We start from the raw sequence: 17741 nt of genomic DNA, 5'->3' as shown, positions 1-17741 counted from the left end.
CGGAGTTGTTGTCGCCCGGATCTGACTTTGCGGCTGGAGACCACGAACAGGTTGCGTCTATGCTGCCCGGAACTTGCTCATCGGGGTATTGGAGCTTTCGGCAATGGAAAGACCCTCGCAGGTGGATTTTCTGGAAGCGGGTTCCGGTCGGACGGTCATCCTCATTCACTCGAGCGTGGCGGGAGCGCGTCAGTGGAGAAGTCTGATAGACCTGCTTGCCCCCAACCATCATCTCATTGCCATAAATCTTTTCGGCTACGGCACCACACCACCGTGGAACAGCGAGGCGCAGCAAACCCTTGAAGACCAGGCGCGACTGGTTGCTCCGTTTGTTCCGTCGGATGGCAGCATGTTCTCGATCGTAGGGCATTCCTTCGGTGGTGCGGTTGCGATGAAAGCGGCTGCGATGTTTCGGCACCAGGTCCATCGACTTGTCCTGGTTGAGCCCAACCCTTTCTATCTGCTCAGATCACATGGCCGCGTGGACGCATTCCGGGAGGCCACCGCATTGCGGGATGTTATCAAGGAAAGCGGGGGCAGGGGCGACTGGCGCACCGCTGCGGAGGTGTTTGCAAACTATTGGGCCGGCGAAGGAAGTTGGGCTGCCATGCCCGATGATCGGAGAGAGAAATTCGCAGCCGCCCTGGTTCCGAACTTCCACGAATGGGACTGCGTTATGCACGAAGAAACACCGATTTCGACATGGGCGAAAGTTCTGCCTGAGGCAACGACGGTGATCTGGGCCGATGACACGGTCGGTACCATCGCAGAGACTGTGGGCCTGTTTCGCGAGAACATGCCTCACTGGCGCTTTGAGAATCTATCACAGGGCGGGCATATGGCAGCGGTCACGAAGCCGGACCTCATCAACCCACTCATTCAGTCTGCGCTGGAATGATGCCGCTTCGCACTCGTATGCGAGCTTTGAGCCAATGCATCATCCGTCCGGTCCGGGGTGCAAGGACAGGCCGGAGGCAGAGATCAGCTTCTGATTGCCATTGGCTCGTTGAGCAGGCCTTCGTCGATCTCAAAGAGATCGGCGTTCTCAAGAAGGGCTGTGACCACCCAGTTCCGTCCATTTTCGCGCAGGCCGTAGCCATACCCACGCAGCCGGAAGTGCCATTCCCGTTCGCTCAAGCTCTTGCGGCGTTCGCCAAGCACGAAGTTCTGAACCTTGGCAATTTCTGCCGCACTGAAAGTCAAAAGGGTCATCGGCGCTACTCCAAGATCGATCTGTTCCCAAGGATCAGCAGTGGAAGGCATTTTTGTTCAGATATTTGCATCAATAAGGCAGAAACCCGGCATTTGGTGCCGGGTGCGGCGTCAAACATCGGTTTGGGAGCGATGCTTTAATTTCAGGCTGCCACTCGATTGCTCTGACTGCTTTGGGGTCAATGGGGTCAATGGGGTCATCCGAGGCGTTCGGTCAGATGGCTGATCTGCAAGGGCAACTGGCCATCCAGGGCCGTCGATAGGCGATTTCGCGCAGGAATATCGCTTTCAGTGACGGCATAGCCTGGCCGGATCAGGCAGGCCAATACGCGGTTCCCCTGAATTCTCGTTGCGGGCGGAATGTCTTGATACGCGAGACGGGCGCGTAGCAGCGCGCGGGAGGTTTCCGCGTCGCCCCTTATTCAGGTGGTCCGACGTCGATGCCCATTTCCAGCCCGCCCGTCCTATGGCGACGTACCTTTCCAGGGCCGGTTCGCGTCAGACGCGCGAAAATCTCAACATGCCAGCGGCTTGGTATCCCCTTCCGACAAGCCCGCCACCTGGCGCGAACGGACAATGTGAGCCGGGACACCCGCGACCGTGCATCCGGGCGGAACGTCTTTCAGTACGACACTGCCCGCAGCGATCTTGCTGAAGGCACCAATTTCAATGTTTCCAAGGACGCACGCACCGGCGCCGATCATGACACCTTTGCGCACCTTGGGGTGCCGGTCGCCGCGAACCTTCCCGGTGCCGCCGAGCGTTACGTTATGCAGGATAGTGACGTCGTCACCGACAACAGCAGTTTTGCCTATCACTATGCCAGAACCGTGATCCAGCAGGATCCCGGACCCGAGATGAGCGCCGGGATGAATGTCGGGCCCAAGAGCTGCAGACGCCCGGTTCGACAGCCAGGCGGCAAGCTCTTGTTGTCCCGTCTTCCACAAGGTGTGGGCAATGCGGTGGGCCACCAGTGCGTGGAAGGCTTTGTAGTTCAGAAAAGCATGAATATGCGTTCCGCAGGCCGGATCCTTCAACCTGACGGCCGCGAGATCCCGCGCCGCGGCCGTATCGATGGATGGATCGGCATTCAGCACATTCAAGAGCAACATATGCAGGGAATGCTTGCTGACGTCCGGGCTGGCCAGCGCTGAGGCGATCCGCTGTGCCAGAGCCTCCGGCAGCGAGGCGGAAGACAAGAGCGTGTCGTTGAGGATTGGGGCGAGAAACGGCGTCCTGTCCGCCAAGACGCGCGCTTCCCGCCGAAGCAAATGCCAGATATCTTCTGGCGCCCTCTCTGTTTTCAGAATGCCCTTCATGACCAAGGCTCCTATCTGAGGCGGGATTTCCGCGGTTGGACGGGCGGTGTGGCCTGCACGGATGCGCCCACTTTGCCCGGAATGTCTTTCCTGCCCGAGGCTCTGATGATCAGACCCGTCACCACGAGAACGAGAGCGAAAACGTCGACAGCGCTCGGGACCTGGCCCAACACCGGGATGGCCAGGAGAGCCGCGACACCCGGCGTCAGAGCCGACAGGGCGGCGGCCTGAGCACCCATCAAACGAAGCCCCTGGCTGAAGGCAAAGACTGAAACCAGGCCCGACACTATCCCCTGAAAAACCGCCTGGAACGCAATGTCGGCCCTTGGCGCGATGTCCAGGTTGGACAGATCTGCCAGCATCCAGACCGGAGCAAGGACCACTGTCGATAGTGCCCCAACGATCGCAGTGGCCAAGAATGGCGGGAGGTCCTGCGCCCGCGATGTGACGGTGAAGCAGGCCCAGAAGAAAGAGCCCAGAAAGAAAAAGACGTGTCCGGTCCAGAGCTGATCCGAGGCCGATGCCTGGGAAGAGCTAGAGAGGATTGCCACGGGGCCCGACAGGATGAGAAGGACGGCGACCGCCTGTCGCTGGTTCAGCCGCTCGTTCAGAAAGACGGCTCCGATCGCGATTGAAAAGATCGGCATCAGGCCGGGCACCATGGCACCGGCATGCGCGACGGGCGCGAGGCTTAGCCCGTATCCGACGCAAAGCGTGAAAGGCGCGCCATAGGCGGACATGAGCAGGCATCGTTTGACGCCCAATCGCGCGACCGTCTGGCGATGTCGCCAAAGTAACGGCGCCAGCATGAGAGCCGGAATAATGGCCCGAAACCCCGCCAGATCGAGGATGGACAGAGCGGTTGTGTGCCCCGACGAGGTGAGGACAAGCCAACTGGCCCAGATCAGGACGGCCAGAGACATCCAGGTGTAACCCGCCAGGGCCGACATCGCGCATCTAGTGCCTGTCATGGCGAGCCGTTTTCGGGTTGGAACGCCGCGTTTTCTCAGGCGGCAGGCAGCTCAGCAGGACGTGCCCGGTGTTGCCGGGCAGAGCGTACCAATCCACACTGCTTGGTGGCGCGCCCTTGAAAATGCGCAAGGCCGCACCGGGAGATACGGCCGCGGCGGCCGAGTTTGGATTTATGCGACTTAATCGCGACATCGAATCTCTCCTTGGTATCGGCGCGCCAAAGCGGGCGCGCCGACACCTTTGTGCTTTCCAGTCAGATCGGGTGGATGGGTTCAGGTTTTCTCGGCGCGGATGGTCGTGACCTGCCGGCCTTCGATACCCCAATTGTCCAACGGCACCTCGTCGATCACGACGAAGGTCGTCGCCGGAGGCTTGCCCAGAACCTGAAGCAGCAGATCGGTCACGCCCGCGATCAGTTGCGCCTTTTCGTCTGACGACGGGCCGTTGCCTTTCGGGCCACCCTCCTGGGTCACCTTGATGTTGACGTATGGCATGGCGTCAGTCCCCTCTTTCGACGAATGAGAATACCTTCGTCAGCACCCGCCACCCATCGTCAGTGTTGAGGATCGTCAGCAGGTCCTGGTAGTTCCGGCCCATCATCGTCATGCGCGCTTCCACAATGCCGATGCGGTTTCCCTTGAATGCGATCCTTTCGATCACCTCGTCACGGAGGTCTCCGCGCGATGCCGTTGCGGTACGGGCATCGATGCGCGCCATGTAAGGTTCGAGACCCATGTTCTCGTAGGAGCCTTCGGTCCCGTTCACATAAGCAAGATCCGTGTGAAACACGGTCCGCAGGACCGCACTGTCAGAGTGATAGATACCATCGAAATAGCGATCCATCAGGTCTTGGATTTCGCGCTCCTCGGATCCGGGCATCACGCAAGGCCTTCCGCTTCGAAGGCGGCCTTGGCCGCAGGGCGCGCGGCAATCCGGGCGACGAAATCCGACAGATTGGGCCAATCGCCCAGATTGATATCCTTGAAGTTCGCCCAGAACACCAAAACGAAGGAATAGGCATCCGCAGCAGAAAAACGATTGCCGACAAGAAACAGGCGGCCATCCGACAAGACGGTTTCAAGATAGTCGAACTTGCGTTTGACCTTTGCCGTTGCCGCTACCTTTTCCGCCTCGGTCGAATTGTCGGCAAAGAGCGGGCTCCAGGATTTGTGCAGCTCAGCCGCCGCATAATTCAGGAACTGCTGTAGCCGCGCGCGGTCGAGGCTGCCGATCGCCGGCGAATAGGCGCGTTCTGCGTTATTGTCGGCAATGTACTGCAGGATGGCGACACCTTCGCTGATGGTTTCGCCTCCTTCGATCTCAAGCGCGGGCACGTAGCCATTTGCGTTGATCTCGCGGTAATTGCGGCCGGCTTCCGTCGTTCCAGCGACGGTATCGACGGCTTCGATGTCAAAGGTGGCACCGACCTCGTTCAGCATGATGTGGCTGGCGAGAGAGCAGGCACCGGGTTTGTAATAGAGTTTCATCAGACGCTCCGTATTGAGTTGCGCCCGACTGGTAGCAAGCAGGATCGTCGATTGATAATATCGAGTTTTCATGATTACGATCTAAAAAAATGATTATGTGAGTGACCGATGACTCTGGATCAACTTGTGGCCTTCGACGCCATCGTGGCCTCCGGCACCTTTCGCGCGGCGGCGGAACGGTTGAACAAGGCGCAATCTGCCGTGAGCCATCAAGTCGGAAAGCTTGAGGACGAGCTTGGCTTCGATCTGTTCTCGCGCGACACCTACCGACCCAGCCTGACACCGGAGGGTGAGGTCTTCTTCCGCGAGACCACGCGCGTCCTAGAGCAGGTGCATGTTTTGAAAGCTGTCGCCGCGGGGCTTCGGAGTGAGCAGGAACCCATGATCTCGATAGCCATTACGGCCACCATGTCACTGGATCCGATCCTGAAAGTCTTGGGAGAGGTCGGTCGATCCTTTCCCGGTACTCATATCAAGGTCGTGACCGAAATGATGGGAGGGCCGCTGGGGCGCCTTATGAATGGCGATGCGGATCTGATCGTTGCGGGCCTCGCTGGCGTTCCGGTCGACGAGGTTGAAACACTGCCGGTCGGTGCGATCACGATCCGGCCCGTGGCCAGCCCGACCTTCCCCGCCGCCCGGCGTTCCGGGGTCAGATCCAGGCGCGAAATGCAGAGCTACACGCAAGTCGTCGTCTCCGGCACGGGCGGACGGGACTACGACCAAAGTCGTGACTTGCTTTCGGGGGGGCAGCGCTGGACCGTTTCAGACTTTCAGGCGAAGAAATCGATCATCAAGGCCGGGCTGGGATGGGGCGGCATTCCGGAGCACCTGATGGAGGAAGAATTGTCGACAGGTGCGCTCGTCCCGCTGGCGGTCGAGGGCTATCCGCCGCGTCACAGCGAAATTTTTGCGATCCGACGCCGGGATCGGCCCATGGGAAAGGTCATGTCGAGCCTCTGGGAACGGCTGTCGGCGTAGGCGATCGTATGCCAGCACTGCTCCTCCACAATCCTGGTTTCGTTTTCTTCAGTTTCGGGGCGATGCGGAATGATATCGGCGTGCCCTAGTCCGCCCTCTTCGAGCCTGTATCCTTCTCGCAAAGAGTGCTGTGACCAAACCGTGAGCCCCCAATTGACCCAGTCGCAGTCGATCTGTGCGGGATAGCGGCTTAATGGCGCCGCATCGCCACCGGGCAAAGGGCAGATCGGAGTTTGGTTGGCGTCACAGCTTTTGCTTTTCACTGGACTCCGAAAGCCAATCCCCTTGTCGGGCGGGGAAATCCTACCGAGGCAAACCAGTAAGCCGTCAGTGTTCAATGATGGCGCGAAACGTAAGGGCTGCTTTAGCGCAACATCGAAACCGGTGCTGATCCCTGAATGTTGTGGCCCTTGTTTTCGTCTAGTATCCTCGAATTCGTGCCGTCAGCGGTCTCGTTTCCGACAATCCTCATTATTCAGTTTTTCGCTTTTCGCTGGCGGCACATCATTCCCGGCGTTGCGGCCGCTTGCTGGCCCTTCGCTTGCGTTGCGTTCCGCGGGGCAAATGAATTTTGACGATGTGGTGCTGAAGGCTGTCGCCAATTGCCGAAATTCCTGCGACGAGACAGATTAGCAGGTATTCAATCGGTCGTTTCGGGAGGACGGGGATCGCGCGGGTCTAGACGCTGGCGCCGCGCGGCGTGATGCGTGCCAGCAAGAAGCTTTCCCCTTCGGACTGGACCGTGATCAGCCCAAGCCGCTCAAGGTCAGAGAGGTGGCTGCGGATGCAGTACACGCAATCGTCTCTCATATGAGGACTGCCGATGCACTTTTTCATTTTCACCGCAAGGTCGATGCACCTTGCTTCACCGCCGAACTCTCTTACGAGCACCGATACGAGCAAACCCGGTTTGATTTCAGAACGGCAGGGGAATTTGCATTCCCAGTGTTCGTCTCGTCTTTCCGTTCTCATCAAGTGACCATGGCCTTCCAGACGCTTCGCGCTTTGCGTCTCGCGAACGCAACCAAATCCACCCGAACGCGCCCCGGCGTAATCAAATAATTAGCATTACTTATCTTGTATTAGTTGTACTATATAGTGAGCGGCGGGTCGCGCAACCTTGCTCGTTTGTACCGTTCGATTTTCTTTGAAGAGGGCCCAATGACCCCTTTAGAGCTGATAACCGTTCTGTTTGCGGCGCTTTTGGCCCTGTGGCGCTGGCGGGCCCTGAATGGGCGCAGAGACAATCGCAAGAAAGACCCCAGACATCCGGGCAGGTAGGTCTTCGAAATTCTTGCTGTGTCCCGGCGGCCCGCGCTTTGGCGTGCGGAGCGGCGTCGGGCACCTTTCCGGCCGTCAGGGCCCCTGCATGTGTCGCCGATATGCTTCAGAAATGGTCAGTTCGGGGAAAATGCGCTGAAGAATTGCGCAATCAGACGGGTGGCGGGCGCCGGTGCGGCGCTGATCGGTGACTGGCCGCGGTGCCTCCGCATAGTTGAATGTGCAGGGCATCTAGGGTTCCGCCTCCTCCTCCTCCCGAGGGACTGGTCCGAGAGATGCCACCCGCGGCGGCAAACTCCGCCTCGGGACACGGCGGGGCAAAATCCCGGGAGAGTACTGCGCATTGGGAAGGGCCGGTCTCTCGAGTTCCGCCACGGGCCCCCAATCCTTGATGTTTCCGGCGGAACGCTGCCAAGGGAGCTTTCCCATGCTTAGATTTCGCCATATCGCGCTTGGAGCCGTTGCGCTGAGCCTCGGGCTTGGCGCCCCGGCCATTGCCCAGGAAAAAACAGAGTTTCGGGTCGCCTGGTCGATCTATGTCGGCTGGATGCCGTGGGGCTATCTCGAAGACTCCGGCATCATGGACAAATGGGCCGAAAAGTACGGCATCGATATCGAGATAGTGCAGATCAACGACTATGTGGAATCCATCAACCAGTACACCGCCGGCGCCTTCGATGGCGTTTCGGCGACGAACATGGACACGCTGTCGATCCCGTCAGGCGGGGGTGTCGATACGACGGCGCTGATCGTCGGCGACTTCTCGAACGGGAACGACGCGGTGATCCTGAAGGGCGAGGGCGATCTGGCGAGCCTTGCGGGCAAGCCCGTGAACCTGGTGGAGCTGTCTGTGTCGCACTACCTTCTGGCGCGCGCGCTTGACAGTGTCGGCCTTCGCGAGGCCGATCTTGCCTCGGTCATCAACACGTCGGATGCCGACATGATCGCCGCGTTCCAGACGGCGGATGTCGAGGCGGTGGTGACGTGGAACCCGCTGGTGTCCACGATCCTGGAAGATCCGAACGCGACGAAACTTTTCGACAGTTCGGATATCCCCGGCGAGATCATCGACCTGATGGTGGTGAACACCGAGACGCTTGAGGCGAACCCCGATTTCGGGAAGGCGATGGTGGGCGCGTGGTACGAGGTGATGGGGCTGATGGCGGCGGGCGACGCAGATGTGCTGACCGCGATGGCGGAAGCGTCGGGCACCGATCTTGACGGCTACAAGGCGCAGCTTGCCTCGACCGAAATGTTCTATGATCCCGCAGATGCGGTGGCCTTTACGCAGTCGCCCGAATTGCCGGCGACGATGGTGAACGTCGCGGAATTCCTGTTCGACAAGGGCATTCTGGGCGAGGGCGCGCCGTCGGCCGATTTCGTGGGCGTCGCCTATCCCGACGGGACGACGACGGGAGATGCGAACAACGTGACGTTCCGGTTCGACACGACGTACATGCAGATGGCCGCCGACGGCGCGCTTTGAGGCGGGCGGACTGACCGCGGGGCAGGGCGATGCGGCTTATCAACCGGCAGCCGGGCGTCGTTCTGAGAACGGCGCTTGTCGCCTTGCCCTTCGTGCTGGTCTTCGTCGCCTATTCGATAGGCTCGGAGATCCGCCTTGCGGCCAACCCGTCGGACAAGCTTCTGCCCGCGCCCTCGACCATCGCGGCGACGGCGGAGCGCCTGTTCACCGAACCCGACCGGCGGTCGGAGCGGATCCTCCTCTGGCATGACACCGCGGCGAGCCTGATGCGCCTTGGCCTGGGCGTCGGCATCGCGGCGGCGCTGGCCACGATCTTCGGCCTGCTGATCGGGCTTCTGCCCCATGTGCGCGCGACGCTTGCAGGCTTCGTCGCGGTACTGTCCATGATCCCGCCGCTCGCCGTTCTGCCGATCCTCTTCATCGTATTCGGGCTGGGCGAATTGTCCAAGGTCGTGCTGATCGTGGTGGGCATCCTGCCCTTCCTGATCCGCGATCTGAGCCAGCGGGTGCTGGAGATCCCGCGCGAGACGATCGTGAAGGCCGAGACGCTGGGGGCGTCGTCGCTCGTGATCGCGCTGCGGGTCGCGCTGCTGCAGCTTCTGCCCCGGCTGATCCAGGCCGTCCGGCTATCGCTGGGCCCGGCGTGGCTGTTCCTGATCGCGGCGGAGGCGATCGCGGCGGAGCAGGGGCTGGGCTACCGGATCTTCCTGGTGCGCCGGTTCCTCGCGATGGATGTGATCCTCACCTACGTCATATGGATCACCTTTCTCGCCTTCCTGATGGATCTGGCGCTCAGGTGGCTGTCGCGCCGGCTTTTCCCGTGGACGGAGGCGGGGCTGTGAGTTTCGTCGTCGCCGAGGATATCTTTCAGTCCTACGGGGCGCGCCCGATCCTCGAACGGGTGAACGTCACCGTAAAGGAGGGGGAGTTCATATCGATCGTCGGTGCCTCGGGCTGCGGGAAATCGACCTTCCTGCGGCTTCTTCTGGCGCAGGAACGGCCGACCCGGGGGGAGATCCGCGTGGCCGGTGCGCCGCCCGCCGACGAGCCGGGGCTCGACCGGGGGGTTGTGTTTCAGAAATACTCTGTCTTCCCGCATCTGACGGTGCGGGAGAACATCGTGGCCGGCGAAAGCTTTCGCACGCGGTTCGGCTGGTTCCGGGGGGCGGAGCGGCGCGCGGCGCGGGAGCGCGCGGACCGGACGCTGGAGCGGATCGGGCTCGACCACGTGGCCGATCAGTTTCCCGCCACGCTGTCGGGCGGGATGCAGCAGCGGCTTGCCATCGGACAGGCGCTTGCCGCGAAGCCGCGCATTCTGCTTCTTGACGAGCCCTTCGGCGCGCTCGATCCCGGCACGCGGCTGTCGATGCATGACTTCCTGTCCGAGTTGCGGGCCGAGACCGGCATGACCGTCTTCATGGTGACCCACGACCTGGAAGAAGGGTTCAAGCTGGGCGACCGGGTTCTGGTCTTCGACAAGCCCCGCTGGGATCCGACCGATCCCAACGCCTACGGCGCCACCATCACATATGACTTCGATGCCCGCGACGGCGGCATCCCCTTTCAGCGTATCGAGGAGGATACCCATGTTCTTCGCCCCGCGTGACCGGTCCCGGTCGCACAACCCCGCGGATTTCGGCCATGACGCGCGCCGCTTTCACCATCCGGATCTGACCCGGCTTCAGGGCTGGAAGTCGATGAAGGCGGAGGCCGATCTTCCCGAAGGCCGCTGGGACGAGGAACGGCGCTGGGCCTTGCGGATGGGGCTGACGGGGGCGGATTCGATCGAGGACAAATCGATCCCCACCTTCGCGCGGGGCGAGCTGCCCCATTACGCGGGCATCAACACCTTCCTGAAAGCGCCCTATGCCGAGGACGTGACCGAGGTGAAGGATTATGACGCCACCGTTCTGGGCATCCCTTTCGACGGCGGCACGACCTATCGCCCCGGCACGCGGTTCGGACCGCAGGGGGTGCGGAAGATCTCTGCCCTCTACACGCCCTACAATTACGAAATGGGGGTGGATCTGCGGGAGCAGATGACGCTTTGCGATGCGGGCGATGTGTTCACGATCCCCGCCAATATCGAAAAGAGCTTTGACCAGATCAGCCGGGCGGTCAGCCACGTGTTCAGCTCCGGCAGCCTGCCGATCATGATCGGGGGCGATCATTCGATCGGCTTCCCCTGTGTGCGCGGGATCGCGGAATGCACTTCGAAGAAGATCGGGATCGTGCATTTCGACCGGCACGCGGACATCCAGGAAAAGGATCTGGACGAGCGAATGCATACGACCCCGTGGTTTCATTCGACGAACCTGCCGAACGTGCCGGCGAAGAACCTCGTGCAGGTGGGCATCGGCGGCTGGCAGGTGCCGCGCGAGGCGGTGAAGGTGGCGCGGGAACGCGAGACCAACATCATCACCATGTCGGACATGGAGCGGATGGGCATCGACCGCACCGCCGAAATGGCGCTCGAGATGGCGTGGGACGGGGTCGACATGGTGTATATGTCATTCGACATCGACTCGATCGATTGCGGCTTCGTGCCCGGAACCGGCTGGCCGGAACCGGGCGGGTTTCTGCCGCGCGAGGCGCTGGCGCTAGCCTCGAAGGTTGCCGCCGAGGGGATCTGCGGGATGGAGCTGGTGGAGGTCAGCCCGCCCTACGATACCTCGGACATAACCGCGCTGATGGGCACCCGCGTGATCGTCGATGTGCTGGGCTCGATGGTCGCGAGCGGGAAGCTTGGCGCGCACAAGCCCCATATCGACAAGCCGGTGACGATCCCCCACGGCGAGTTCGAAGGAAAGAGGTGGTCCAATGCCACATGACATCGTGAACGGGCATATCGGGCACAATCACGGCCACGATCACCTGCACAGCCACCTGCCGCCGGAGGATACGGCCGCCGCGCTTCAGGTGCTGGCCACGCAGTTCATCGACGGCTTCGTGCAGGCCGCGGACAAGACGGCCTACCTGCGCCTTGCCGGGGTTCCCTTCGAGCGGCCCGGGGCGGGCGGGGCGACCGCGCTGAAACTCGTCGACGTGTCGCTGACGACCGAGTGGCAGGTGGGCACAGCCTCGCCCTCGTTCGGATCGCGGGAACTGAGTTATCTGCCGTTCCCCGGGGAGATGGTGCGGGAGCGGACGAACATGGCGCTTGTCTATGTTTCGACGGAAGAGAAATCACTGCTCGATATCCGGGAGTTTCTGGCGGCGAGACAGCAGGAGTACGACCTGTGAGGCCCCCGGTGCTTGGCCTGGCTCTTTTGCCGGTGGCGACGCCGGCCAGCGGGTTTGCGCGCGGCGTGGCGGAGGAGGCCGAGGACAGACCGCTGCCCTGGTATCTGCCATTATCCGCCTGGTTCTCGGGTGACGCCGTAAAGGCCGCTGAGGTGCCCGGCCCATTGTGCCAACCGGTCACTGATAGAGTTCGAGTCGGGGGTCATGGAGGGAATGACGGCTTTCGCTGAAAGCGGACGCTTTTCAGAACCGGCCCGATGCCCGGGATGCGGGACAAAGCTTACTGTCCAGGTAGTCTTGCGATTTCCGCCTGCCTGCGCTTCGCGCGTTCGGAAAGACAGTTGATCGAGATCAACGATCTGAACACCGCCTCCTATCATGATTTCCGGAAGAAGCGGCGCGGCCATCTAACTCGTTCGAATTAAGAGAAAGCTCAATAGAGTTGAACTTCTATTCCGTTTCATTTGCGGCCGGTGTTGTCGGGCTGTCAGTCTTGCCTGGCGCGGCCCGGGCCGATTCAGCCGTGTATTTCTACCGGGCCAATACCACGATCGAACAAAAGCACGCTGATGCGACACGATGCGCTGATTTGGCTCAGAAGAAGATGCCTAATGCTGACAGCACGAACGTTGATTTCATCACAGCTGTGATCCAATGCATGCGATCCAAGAAATACAGCTTTGGCGTTTTCCCGGAATGTGAATCGAAGGCCGTCCAGAAAAGCCTTGTTCCTATCCTTCGGAACAAATCGCGTCCGCCGCGCGAAGGCGCCTGCGTCATCCAAGTGACTGGTCGCACGGGAAATCTCGTTTACGCCGACGAGCAGTGATGTCCTCGAACCCTCTGTTCAAGAGGGGCCCGGCGTGCTCGCCATCGGCCGCTCTGGGCTCTAAGTGAACTTCTGACGGATTCGGCCAGGCTTTCTTGGCTGCTCTTACGCCTCGATGACCGCTTTGCGGACGAAGTGGCCTTCGGACTCTGACCTGCGGATGTCTGTTTTGCGCTCTCGGCGATTGCTCAGTACAGGAACAATGGGCAGAGGCCGGCACTCTTTCTGCGAACGCGGATGCATTGCCTTTTGAGTGGCGCCGCGTCGACTGGGTGCTGGTTTGGTCAGGCGCGCAGGCGTTCTCTGTCCAGTGTGAAGTCGACCACGCCACGTGCCTCGATGCAGGCGGCGGCCTCGTCTGCGGTCATGGGTTGTTCGAAGTGGAAGGCCTGGAACAGGGTGCAGCCCATATCCTGAAACGTTTTGACGTCTTCGTCCGAATCCACGCCTTCTGCCAGGACCCCGACCCCGAGATTTGTAGCCATTTCAATCATGGAGGATGCCAAGAAACGTTTGCGCGCATCCTCCGCGACGCCGGCTGCGAAGGCTCGAACTATCTTCACCAGCGCAATCGGCAGGTTCGCCAGGCTGAGAACCGAGGCGTGACCGGTGCCGAAGTCGTCCAGTGCAAGGGTAGCCCCCCTGCCAACAAGCCGTTCGCAGGCCTCAGCGATTTCGGTCCCGTTCTCGTCGAAGATCACCGATTCAACCATCTCCAGAACCAACCGTTGCGGCTCGATGTCTCTGGCGTCCAGATCCCACAGCAGAGCATCGCTGAAATCGGGGTTGAGCAGGTCTTCGCTTGTCACGTTCAAGCTCAATTTCGGCACAACCAGCTCGCGGCTATCCCATTCAGCAAGTTTATCCAACGCGAACCTGCGCACCTCGCGATCCAAGGCCTGCAGCAATCTTGACCGTCGCGCCGCGCTTAAGAAATGGTCGGGACTCAAGAGCCCGTGTTGCGGGTGGTTCCACCGCATCAGCGCCTCGAACCCCACCAAGGCGCCACTTTCCGCATGCACCTGAGGCTGGAAATACGCAATGAACTCGTGCGCGCCAAGCCCCCGGCGAATGTCTGCTGACAAACCCTGGAACGCCGAATGCGCGCTTAGCATATCCGGTGTGTACAGTTTTGCGCATCCCCGTCCGCTGCGCTTGGCTTCGTAGAGCGCAAGATCGACGCGGTGCATCAGCTCGTCCGCTGAAAGACCATCGCTGGAGATGGTTCGGGCCAGACCAACGCTCGCACCGATCTTCAGATGCTCGCCTCTGAACTGAAACGGCGCGGATACCGCCGCAACCACGGCCTGGCCGAACTCTGCAAGCTTGGCCTCCTGCGCAGCCCCCCTCAGCAGCACCACGAACTCGTCGCCGCCCAAGCGGGCGCACATGGCTTCGTCTCCGAACACCGAACGCAGGGCAGAGGCCGCATGCTGCAACGCCGCATCTCCGGCCGCATGGCCGTAGGTGTCGTTAATCTCCTTGAATCGATCGAGATCGACGTGAACAATAGTCAGAGGTTCCTTCTGCGCCACATCGCCAAGTTCAATCATCAATGCGCGGCGGTTCGGCAAGTTGGTCAGTGTGTCGTGGAGCGCGATGCGCTCGGCCTCGTCATAGGCGCTCTTCAGGCGGACGGCGGCCCGCTTGCTGTCGGCCGCCATCTCTTCTTGCATGGCCAGCAGGGGCAATAAATCGGGACTTCCGTCACCCGCGCTGAAATCGCACGTCCGTAGGCCTTGCTCCTCTATGAGCCTGCGCGCATTCACGCCAGGGGTCATCACCAGCGCCACATGAGGCAGACCGTCGATAGTGATATTGAAGGCCATGCCGAATACGGACACGGGGCCGTCGTTTCCGGGCGTTTGCACTTCCATGGTGATCCGCGCACCAACGACGTCCTGGAAAACCAGCTCCGGCTTCAACAGACGGGGTTTCCTGAACGAAAAGACCTCGAACACCGGCCGCCCAACCCCGCAGGCCGAGCCGGCGATCTTCTGCAGGCTTGGCCCGAGGTTGCGCACAATGCCACCGGCATCCACGATTACGCCGAACGGCACGATACGCTCGAACGTCTCCATGGAAAGGCTGAGCGCCTGAGGCGCCTCGGCCGTTGTCATAAGATCAGGCCGCTGCCTCGGATGTCATGATGGACAGTCCGAACACGTCATGATCCGCTCCATCGGCCTTGGCAACGAGGTGATCGATCCGCACTTCGATGCCGCACTCCTCGGCAAGGCCGTGCAGCAGGCCCACGACCATGGGCGCAAGCCCGTTGCGTGATGAATGGTAGTGCAGCCTTCGGCTGCCGTCGGGCATATCTTCCAGATCGAAACCCGGAGGATCGAGCTCCGGCATGGTGTTCCGGATACGCTCATGCATGTCGTCCAGGCCGCGAAGTCGATCCCAGAATGTGTTGCCGCTCATGTCGATGAGTTTGCCGATTGCGGTGGATTGGGCAAACCCCACCCAGTAGCGACCGAACACTTCCAGCACCGTCTCGACCGTGAGGCCCAATGTCTCGCTCACAGCGCCTACCATGGCGTTGGTGATTGCGTCGTCGTAAGCGGTCATGGTTTCGAACTCTTGCTCGTCGACGCCGGCCTTGGCGCAAATCGCGCTCCAGCACGCTGTGCCATGATGCTCGATAACGTAAGTACGCACCCCGTTGTTCACCAGACCGTACATGTCCCATCTCATGCTGATATATGTGTGTTGGTCTTGGTACCAAACGAGTCTTTCGCCTTCGTAAAGCGCCCTCTCAGGGATCAATGCCCCCACCAGAGACCTACCGCCGGAAACCGGTTCTTCCGGCTGCGCCGATCACGCGCAGCATCTGGTTGCGTGCCGTGGCCATGCTGCGAACTGTTCGCCCCAAACGAAGGTCGGCGCGACGTCGCAGCCGCACAGGAAGGGGCACGTCAGATGGACCTGCGGACGAATAGACGAGGACGGCGAAAGGTTCGTTACCGAGGCAGCGAAGGCACCGTCTTGATCAGTGGAGAAGGGCCGCTTCTTCTTGGGCCAAGGTCAGCTTTGCGAGACGCGTCGTCATCAGTCCCGCGCGGCATTCAGGAAGTGGGGGCTCAAGGCCGTCATGGGGTTTGGCTGGATGACCGCTGTTCGGCGCTGAGCGGTTATCCAGGGTCGTCGAGACGCAGTTTCGGGCCCCAACGTCCGCTTCGGCCGACGTCAGACATTCCCAGCATCAGGCTCGAAGACCGCTTTGCGGGACGAAGCGGCGCTTCTTCAACCTTCCGTCGCGTACCCGCAATTCATCACAGGATTCCCCAGAGATCGGCGTCGTCGATGCGGGCGTAGCTTTCAATCTCCGCCAGGTCCGACCGATCGTCGAGCAGCACCACGGTCTCGACGCTGCGTATTTCGATACCGATTTCGACGAGGGCATCTGCAAAGTACGCGCCAAGATCGAGTGCGGCGTTCACGGTGTCCCGGGCCGCATTGCCCAGCGCAAGATAGAGCGTGTCCACTCCGCCACCGCCGGCCACGAGATCATGATATGCGCCAGTGCCATCGCCTGTAAGAGCAGGATCGATGAAGACGAAGGCATCGTCTCCTGCACCGCCGAAGGAACGGTCTGAGCCAAGCCCACCCACGATAAGGTCGTTTCCGGTTCCACCGCGCAGGACATCGTTACCGTCGTTCCCGGCAAGAACATCGTGCCCGGCCCCGCCAAGGGCGATGTCATTGCCCGACCCGCTGAGCACGAGGTCATCACCCGCACCGCCGACTGTCCTGTCGTTTCCCAGTCCGGCCAGGATGGTGTCGTCACCATTTCGGCCGAGGCAGAGATCGTTGCCGCCAGAAGCAAGGATGAGATCGGCGCCGCTGGTTCCCCGAAGCATATCGGCACCGTCCTGGCCGTTGATCGTCTCATGGGTCACGACTGCGCCCTGGTAGGCGGCAATCACCCCGTGCCCGGCCTCCGTCGGATGCACGACATCCCAGAACGCGAACTGATCTTCGTCGAACCCATCGACGGCCGGATTGAAAACCGGGTTCATCGCGTCGTCGAACCCGACAACCTTGAACGCGCCGAGAGGTGCGACGAAGCCAAAGGCGGTCGGGTCCGCCGTGATCTCGTCAGACAATACCTGGAGGTCGATCAACTCCACATCCAGACCTGCCGCCTGCTGACTGGCGATCAGGCTTTGGAGCAATGCATTGTGCAGTTCGACGCCGAACTCCGCCAATCCACGGATGGGGGCAGGCGCATTGGCCGTGAACGGGATGAAGCCGGCGCTGGGCAGGTTCGTGATGTAGATTTTCGCGATCCCGGCCTCCGCGAGCCTTTCGATCTCGGCCCCGATTGACGAAACGACGGTGGTGACCAGGGCCTGCCCCTCGGCCGGGCCGGGGTTCTCCGAGGTCAGGATGAAGTTCAGGTAGTCGTTCAGCCCGGCAAAGATCCATCCAGCCGTAGACGAGAGATCCGCGCCCCCTGCATCGGCAAGAAAGCGGTCCACCTGGGCGCCAAGATTGATGTCGTAGGACAGCGAGGGATCTTCCGGTGCCACCGCGAGGAGCCCCGTCAACTGCCGAAGCGCCAGGTATTCCAGCAGAGGCTGCGTTCCGGCAGCTTCGGCCCCCCCGACTGCATAATTCGCATCGTCGACGCCGAGCGTGTCAGACAGGATCTCGGTCCATATGTCGCCATTTGAGAAGCTTTGCTGATAACCGAGGATGTCGAACGGATACGGCAACCAGAGGACATCGCCGGTCAGGCTGTAGATGCGGCCCGTATCACTGTAACTGTCTCCGAAATATGCAAACCGTTCGGCGGTAACATCATCAGACATATCATCCCCTTTCGCGTGGCGGGGCTGGATCGCAGGCCCGTCCTCTGCTGTTGTCAGGATCAGGTCATCGGGGGGAAATGCGAACGCGGGTGGATTTCCATGGATGTGTTC

At 61.0% G+C, this 17741-nt stretch carries 19 protein-coding genes and 1 riboswitch; of the genes, 8 read left to right on the top strand and 11 right to left on the bottom strand.

Annotated elements, in window-relative coordinates; translation table 11 throughout:
* Positions 1-103 precede the first annotated feature (103 nt).
* Positions 104-898: an alpha/beta fold hydrolase gene (locus RXV90_RS09180; RefSeq protein WP_316648305.1), complete on the top strand. Its 795-nt coding sequence runs from the start codon at positions 104-106 to the stop codon at positions 896-898.
* An 83-nt stretch (positions 899-981) separates the two neighbouring features.
* Here the strand turns inward: RXV90_RS09180 and RXV90_RS09175 are convergent, their stop codons facing one another.
* The 6 genes from RXV90_RS09175 to gstA form a co-directional block, all read right to left on the bottom strand.
* Positions 982-1212, bottom strand: a complete 231-nt coding sequence (locus RXV90_RS09175) for a hypothetical protein (protein ID WP_316648304.1) — start codon at positions 1210-1212, stop codon at positions 982-984.
* Positions 1213-1727: 515 nt separating this feature from the next.
* Positions 1728-2531 carry a serine O-acetyltransferase gene (gene cysE / locus RXV90_RS09170; RefSeq protein WP_316648303.1) on the bottom strand — a complete coding sequence of 268 codons (804 nt, stop codon included), beginning with the start codon at positions 2529-2531 and terminating at the stop codon, positions 1728-1730.
* A gap of 11 nt (positions 2532-2542) precedes the next feature.
* Positions 2543-3502, bottom strand: coding sequence for a DMT family transporter (locus RXV90_RS09165; RefSeq protein ID WP_316648302.1), 960 nt, complete (start codon positions 3500-3502; stop codon positions 2543-2545).
* A gap of 273 nt (positions 3503-3775) precedes the next feature.
* The gene (locus RXV90_RS09160; RefSeq protein ID WP_316648301.1) at positions 3776-3997 is read right to left on the bottom strand and encodes a tautomerase family protein; all 222 of its coding nucleotides are present in this window, start codon (positions 3995-3997) and stop codon (positions 3776-3778) included.
* 4 nt (positions 3998-4001) lie between these two features.
* Positions 4002-4382, bottom strand: a complete 381-nt coding sequence (locus tag RXV90_RS09155; protein WP_316648300.1) for a nuclear transport factor 2 family protein — start codon at positions 4380-4382, stop codon at positions 4002-4004.
* On the bottom strand, positions 4382-4990 hold the full coding sequence (gene gstA, locus RXV90_RS09150; protein WP_316648299.1) for a glutathione transferase GstA: 609 nt from the start codon (positions 4988-4990) through the stop codon (positions 4382-4384). The genes RXV90_RS09155 and gstA overlap by 1 nt, the downstream gene beginning before the upstream one ends.
* Before the next feature lie 108 nt (positions 4991-5098).
* Between gstA and RXV90_RS09145 the strand changes: the two genes are divergently transcribed.
* Positions 5099-5971 carry a LysR family transcriptional regulator gene (locus RXV90_RS09145; RefSeq protein ID WP_316648298.1) on the top strand — a complete coding sequence of 291 codons (873 nt, stop codon included), beginning with the start codon at positions 5099-5101 and terminating at the stop codon, positions 5969-5971.
* A gap of 678 nt (positions 5972-6649) precedes the next feature.
* Here RXV90_RS09145 and RXV90_RS09140 read toward each other — a convergent pair.
* On the bottom strand, positions 6650-6781 hold the full coding sequence (locus RXV90_RS09140) for a hypothetical protein (protein WP_316648297.1): 132 nt from the start codon (positions 6779-6781) through the stop codon (positions 6650-6652).
* A 691-nt stretch (positions 6782-7472) separates the two neighbouring features.
* Positions 7473-7586, top strand: a riboswitch (guanidine-I (ykkC/yxkD leader).
* 93 nt (positions 7587-7679) lie between these two features.
* Here RXV90_RS09140 and RXV90_RS09135 point away from each other — a divergent pair.
* From RXV90_RS09135 to RXV90_RS09115, 5 genes are read left to right on the top strand one after another with little or no spacing between them, the layout of a single operon-like run.
* Positions 7680-8738, top strand: coding sequence for a putative urea ABC transporter substrate-binding protein (locus RXV90_RS09135; RefSeq protein WP_316648296.1), 1059 nt, complete (start codon positions 7680-7682; stop codon positions 8736-8738).
* Positions 8739-8767: 29 nt separating this feature from the next.
* Entirely contained in the window at positions 8768-9580 is an 813-nt protein-coding gene (locus RXV90_RS09130; protein WP_316648295.1) for an ABC transporter permease, read from the top strand.
* On the top strand, positions 9577-10344 hold the full coding sequence (locus RXV90_RS09125; protein WP_316648294.1) for an ATP-binding cassette domain-containing protein: 768 nt from the start codon (positions 9577-9579) through the stop codon (positions 10342-10344). Before RXV90_RS09130 ends, RXV90_RS09125 begins: the two co-directional genes overlap by 4 nt.
* Positions 10325-11569 carry an agmatinase family protein gene (locus RXV90_RS09120; RefSeq protein WP_316648293.1) on the top strand — a complete coding sequence of 415 codons (1245 nt, stop codon included), beginning with the start codon at positions 10325-10327 and terminating at the stop codon, positions 11567-11569. Before RXV90_RS09125 ends, RXV90_RS09120 begins: the two co-directional genes overlap by 20 nt.
* Positions 11559-11981, top strand: a complete 423-nt coding sequence (locus RXV90_RS09115; protein WP_316648292.1) for a hypothetical protein — start codon at positions 11559-11561, stop codon at positions 11979-11981. Before RXV90_RS09120 ends, RXV90_RS09115 begins: the two co-directional genes overlap by 11 nt.
* A 110-nt stretch (positions 11982-12091) precedes the next feature.
* Here RXV90_RS09115 and RXV90_RS09110 read toward each other — a convergent pair whose 3' ends face one another.
* Positions 12092-12388 carry a hypothetical protein gene (locus RXV90_RS09110; RefSeq protein WP_316648291.1) on the bottom strand — a complete coding sequence of 99 codons (297 nt, stop codon included), beginning with the start codon at positions 12386-12388 and terminating at the stop codon, positions 12092-12094.
* Between the two features lie 35 nt (positions 12389-12423).
* On the opposite strand from RXV90_RS09110, the gene RXV90_RS09105 reads away from it, so the two are divergent.
* A complete protein-coding gene (locus RXV90_RS09105; protein ID WP_316648290.1) occupies positions 12424-12810 on the top strand; it encodes a hypothetical protein in 387 nt (128 codons plus the stop codon).
* Between the two features lie 284 nt (positions 12811-13094).
* Here the strand turns inward: RXV90_RS09105 and RXV90_RS09100 are convergent, their stop codons facing one another.
* From RXV90_RS09100 to RXV90_RS09090, 3 genes are all read right to left on the bottom strand, one after another.
* Positions 13095-14930, bottom strand: coding sequence for a putative bifunctional diguanylate cyclase/phosphodiesterase (locus RXV90_RS09100; protein WP_316648288.1), 1836 nt, complete (start codon positions 14928-14930; stop codon positions 13095-13097).
* A 4-nt stretch (positions 14931-14934) separates the two neighbouring features.
* Positions 14935-15498 (bottom strand): heme NO-binding domain-containing protein, encoded by a 564-nt coding sequence (locus RXV90_RS09095; RefSeq protein WP_316648287.1) that lies wholly within the window; start codon positions 15496-15498, stop codon positions 14935-14937.
* Between the two features lie 590 nt (positions 15499-16088).
* Complete coding sequence (locus tag RXV90_RS09090; protein ID WP_316648285.1) at positions 16089-17630, bottom strand: SGNH/GDSL hydrolase family protein; 1542 nt, start codon at positions 17628-17630, stop codon at positions 16089-16091.
* Between the last annotated feature and the right edge of the window lie 111 nt (positions 17631-17741).

It is taken from the genome of Ovoidimarina sediminis (assembly GCF_032586175.1).
Taxonomy (GTDB): Bacteria; Pseudomonadota; Alphaproteobacteria; order Rhodobacterales; family Rhodobacteraceae; genus Ovoidimarina; species Ovoidimarina sediminis.
Note: the sequence above shows the minus strand (reverse complement) of the source record. Positions and strands in the feature narration are given on the sequence as shown.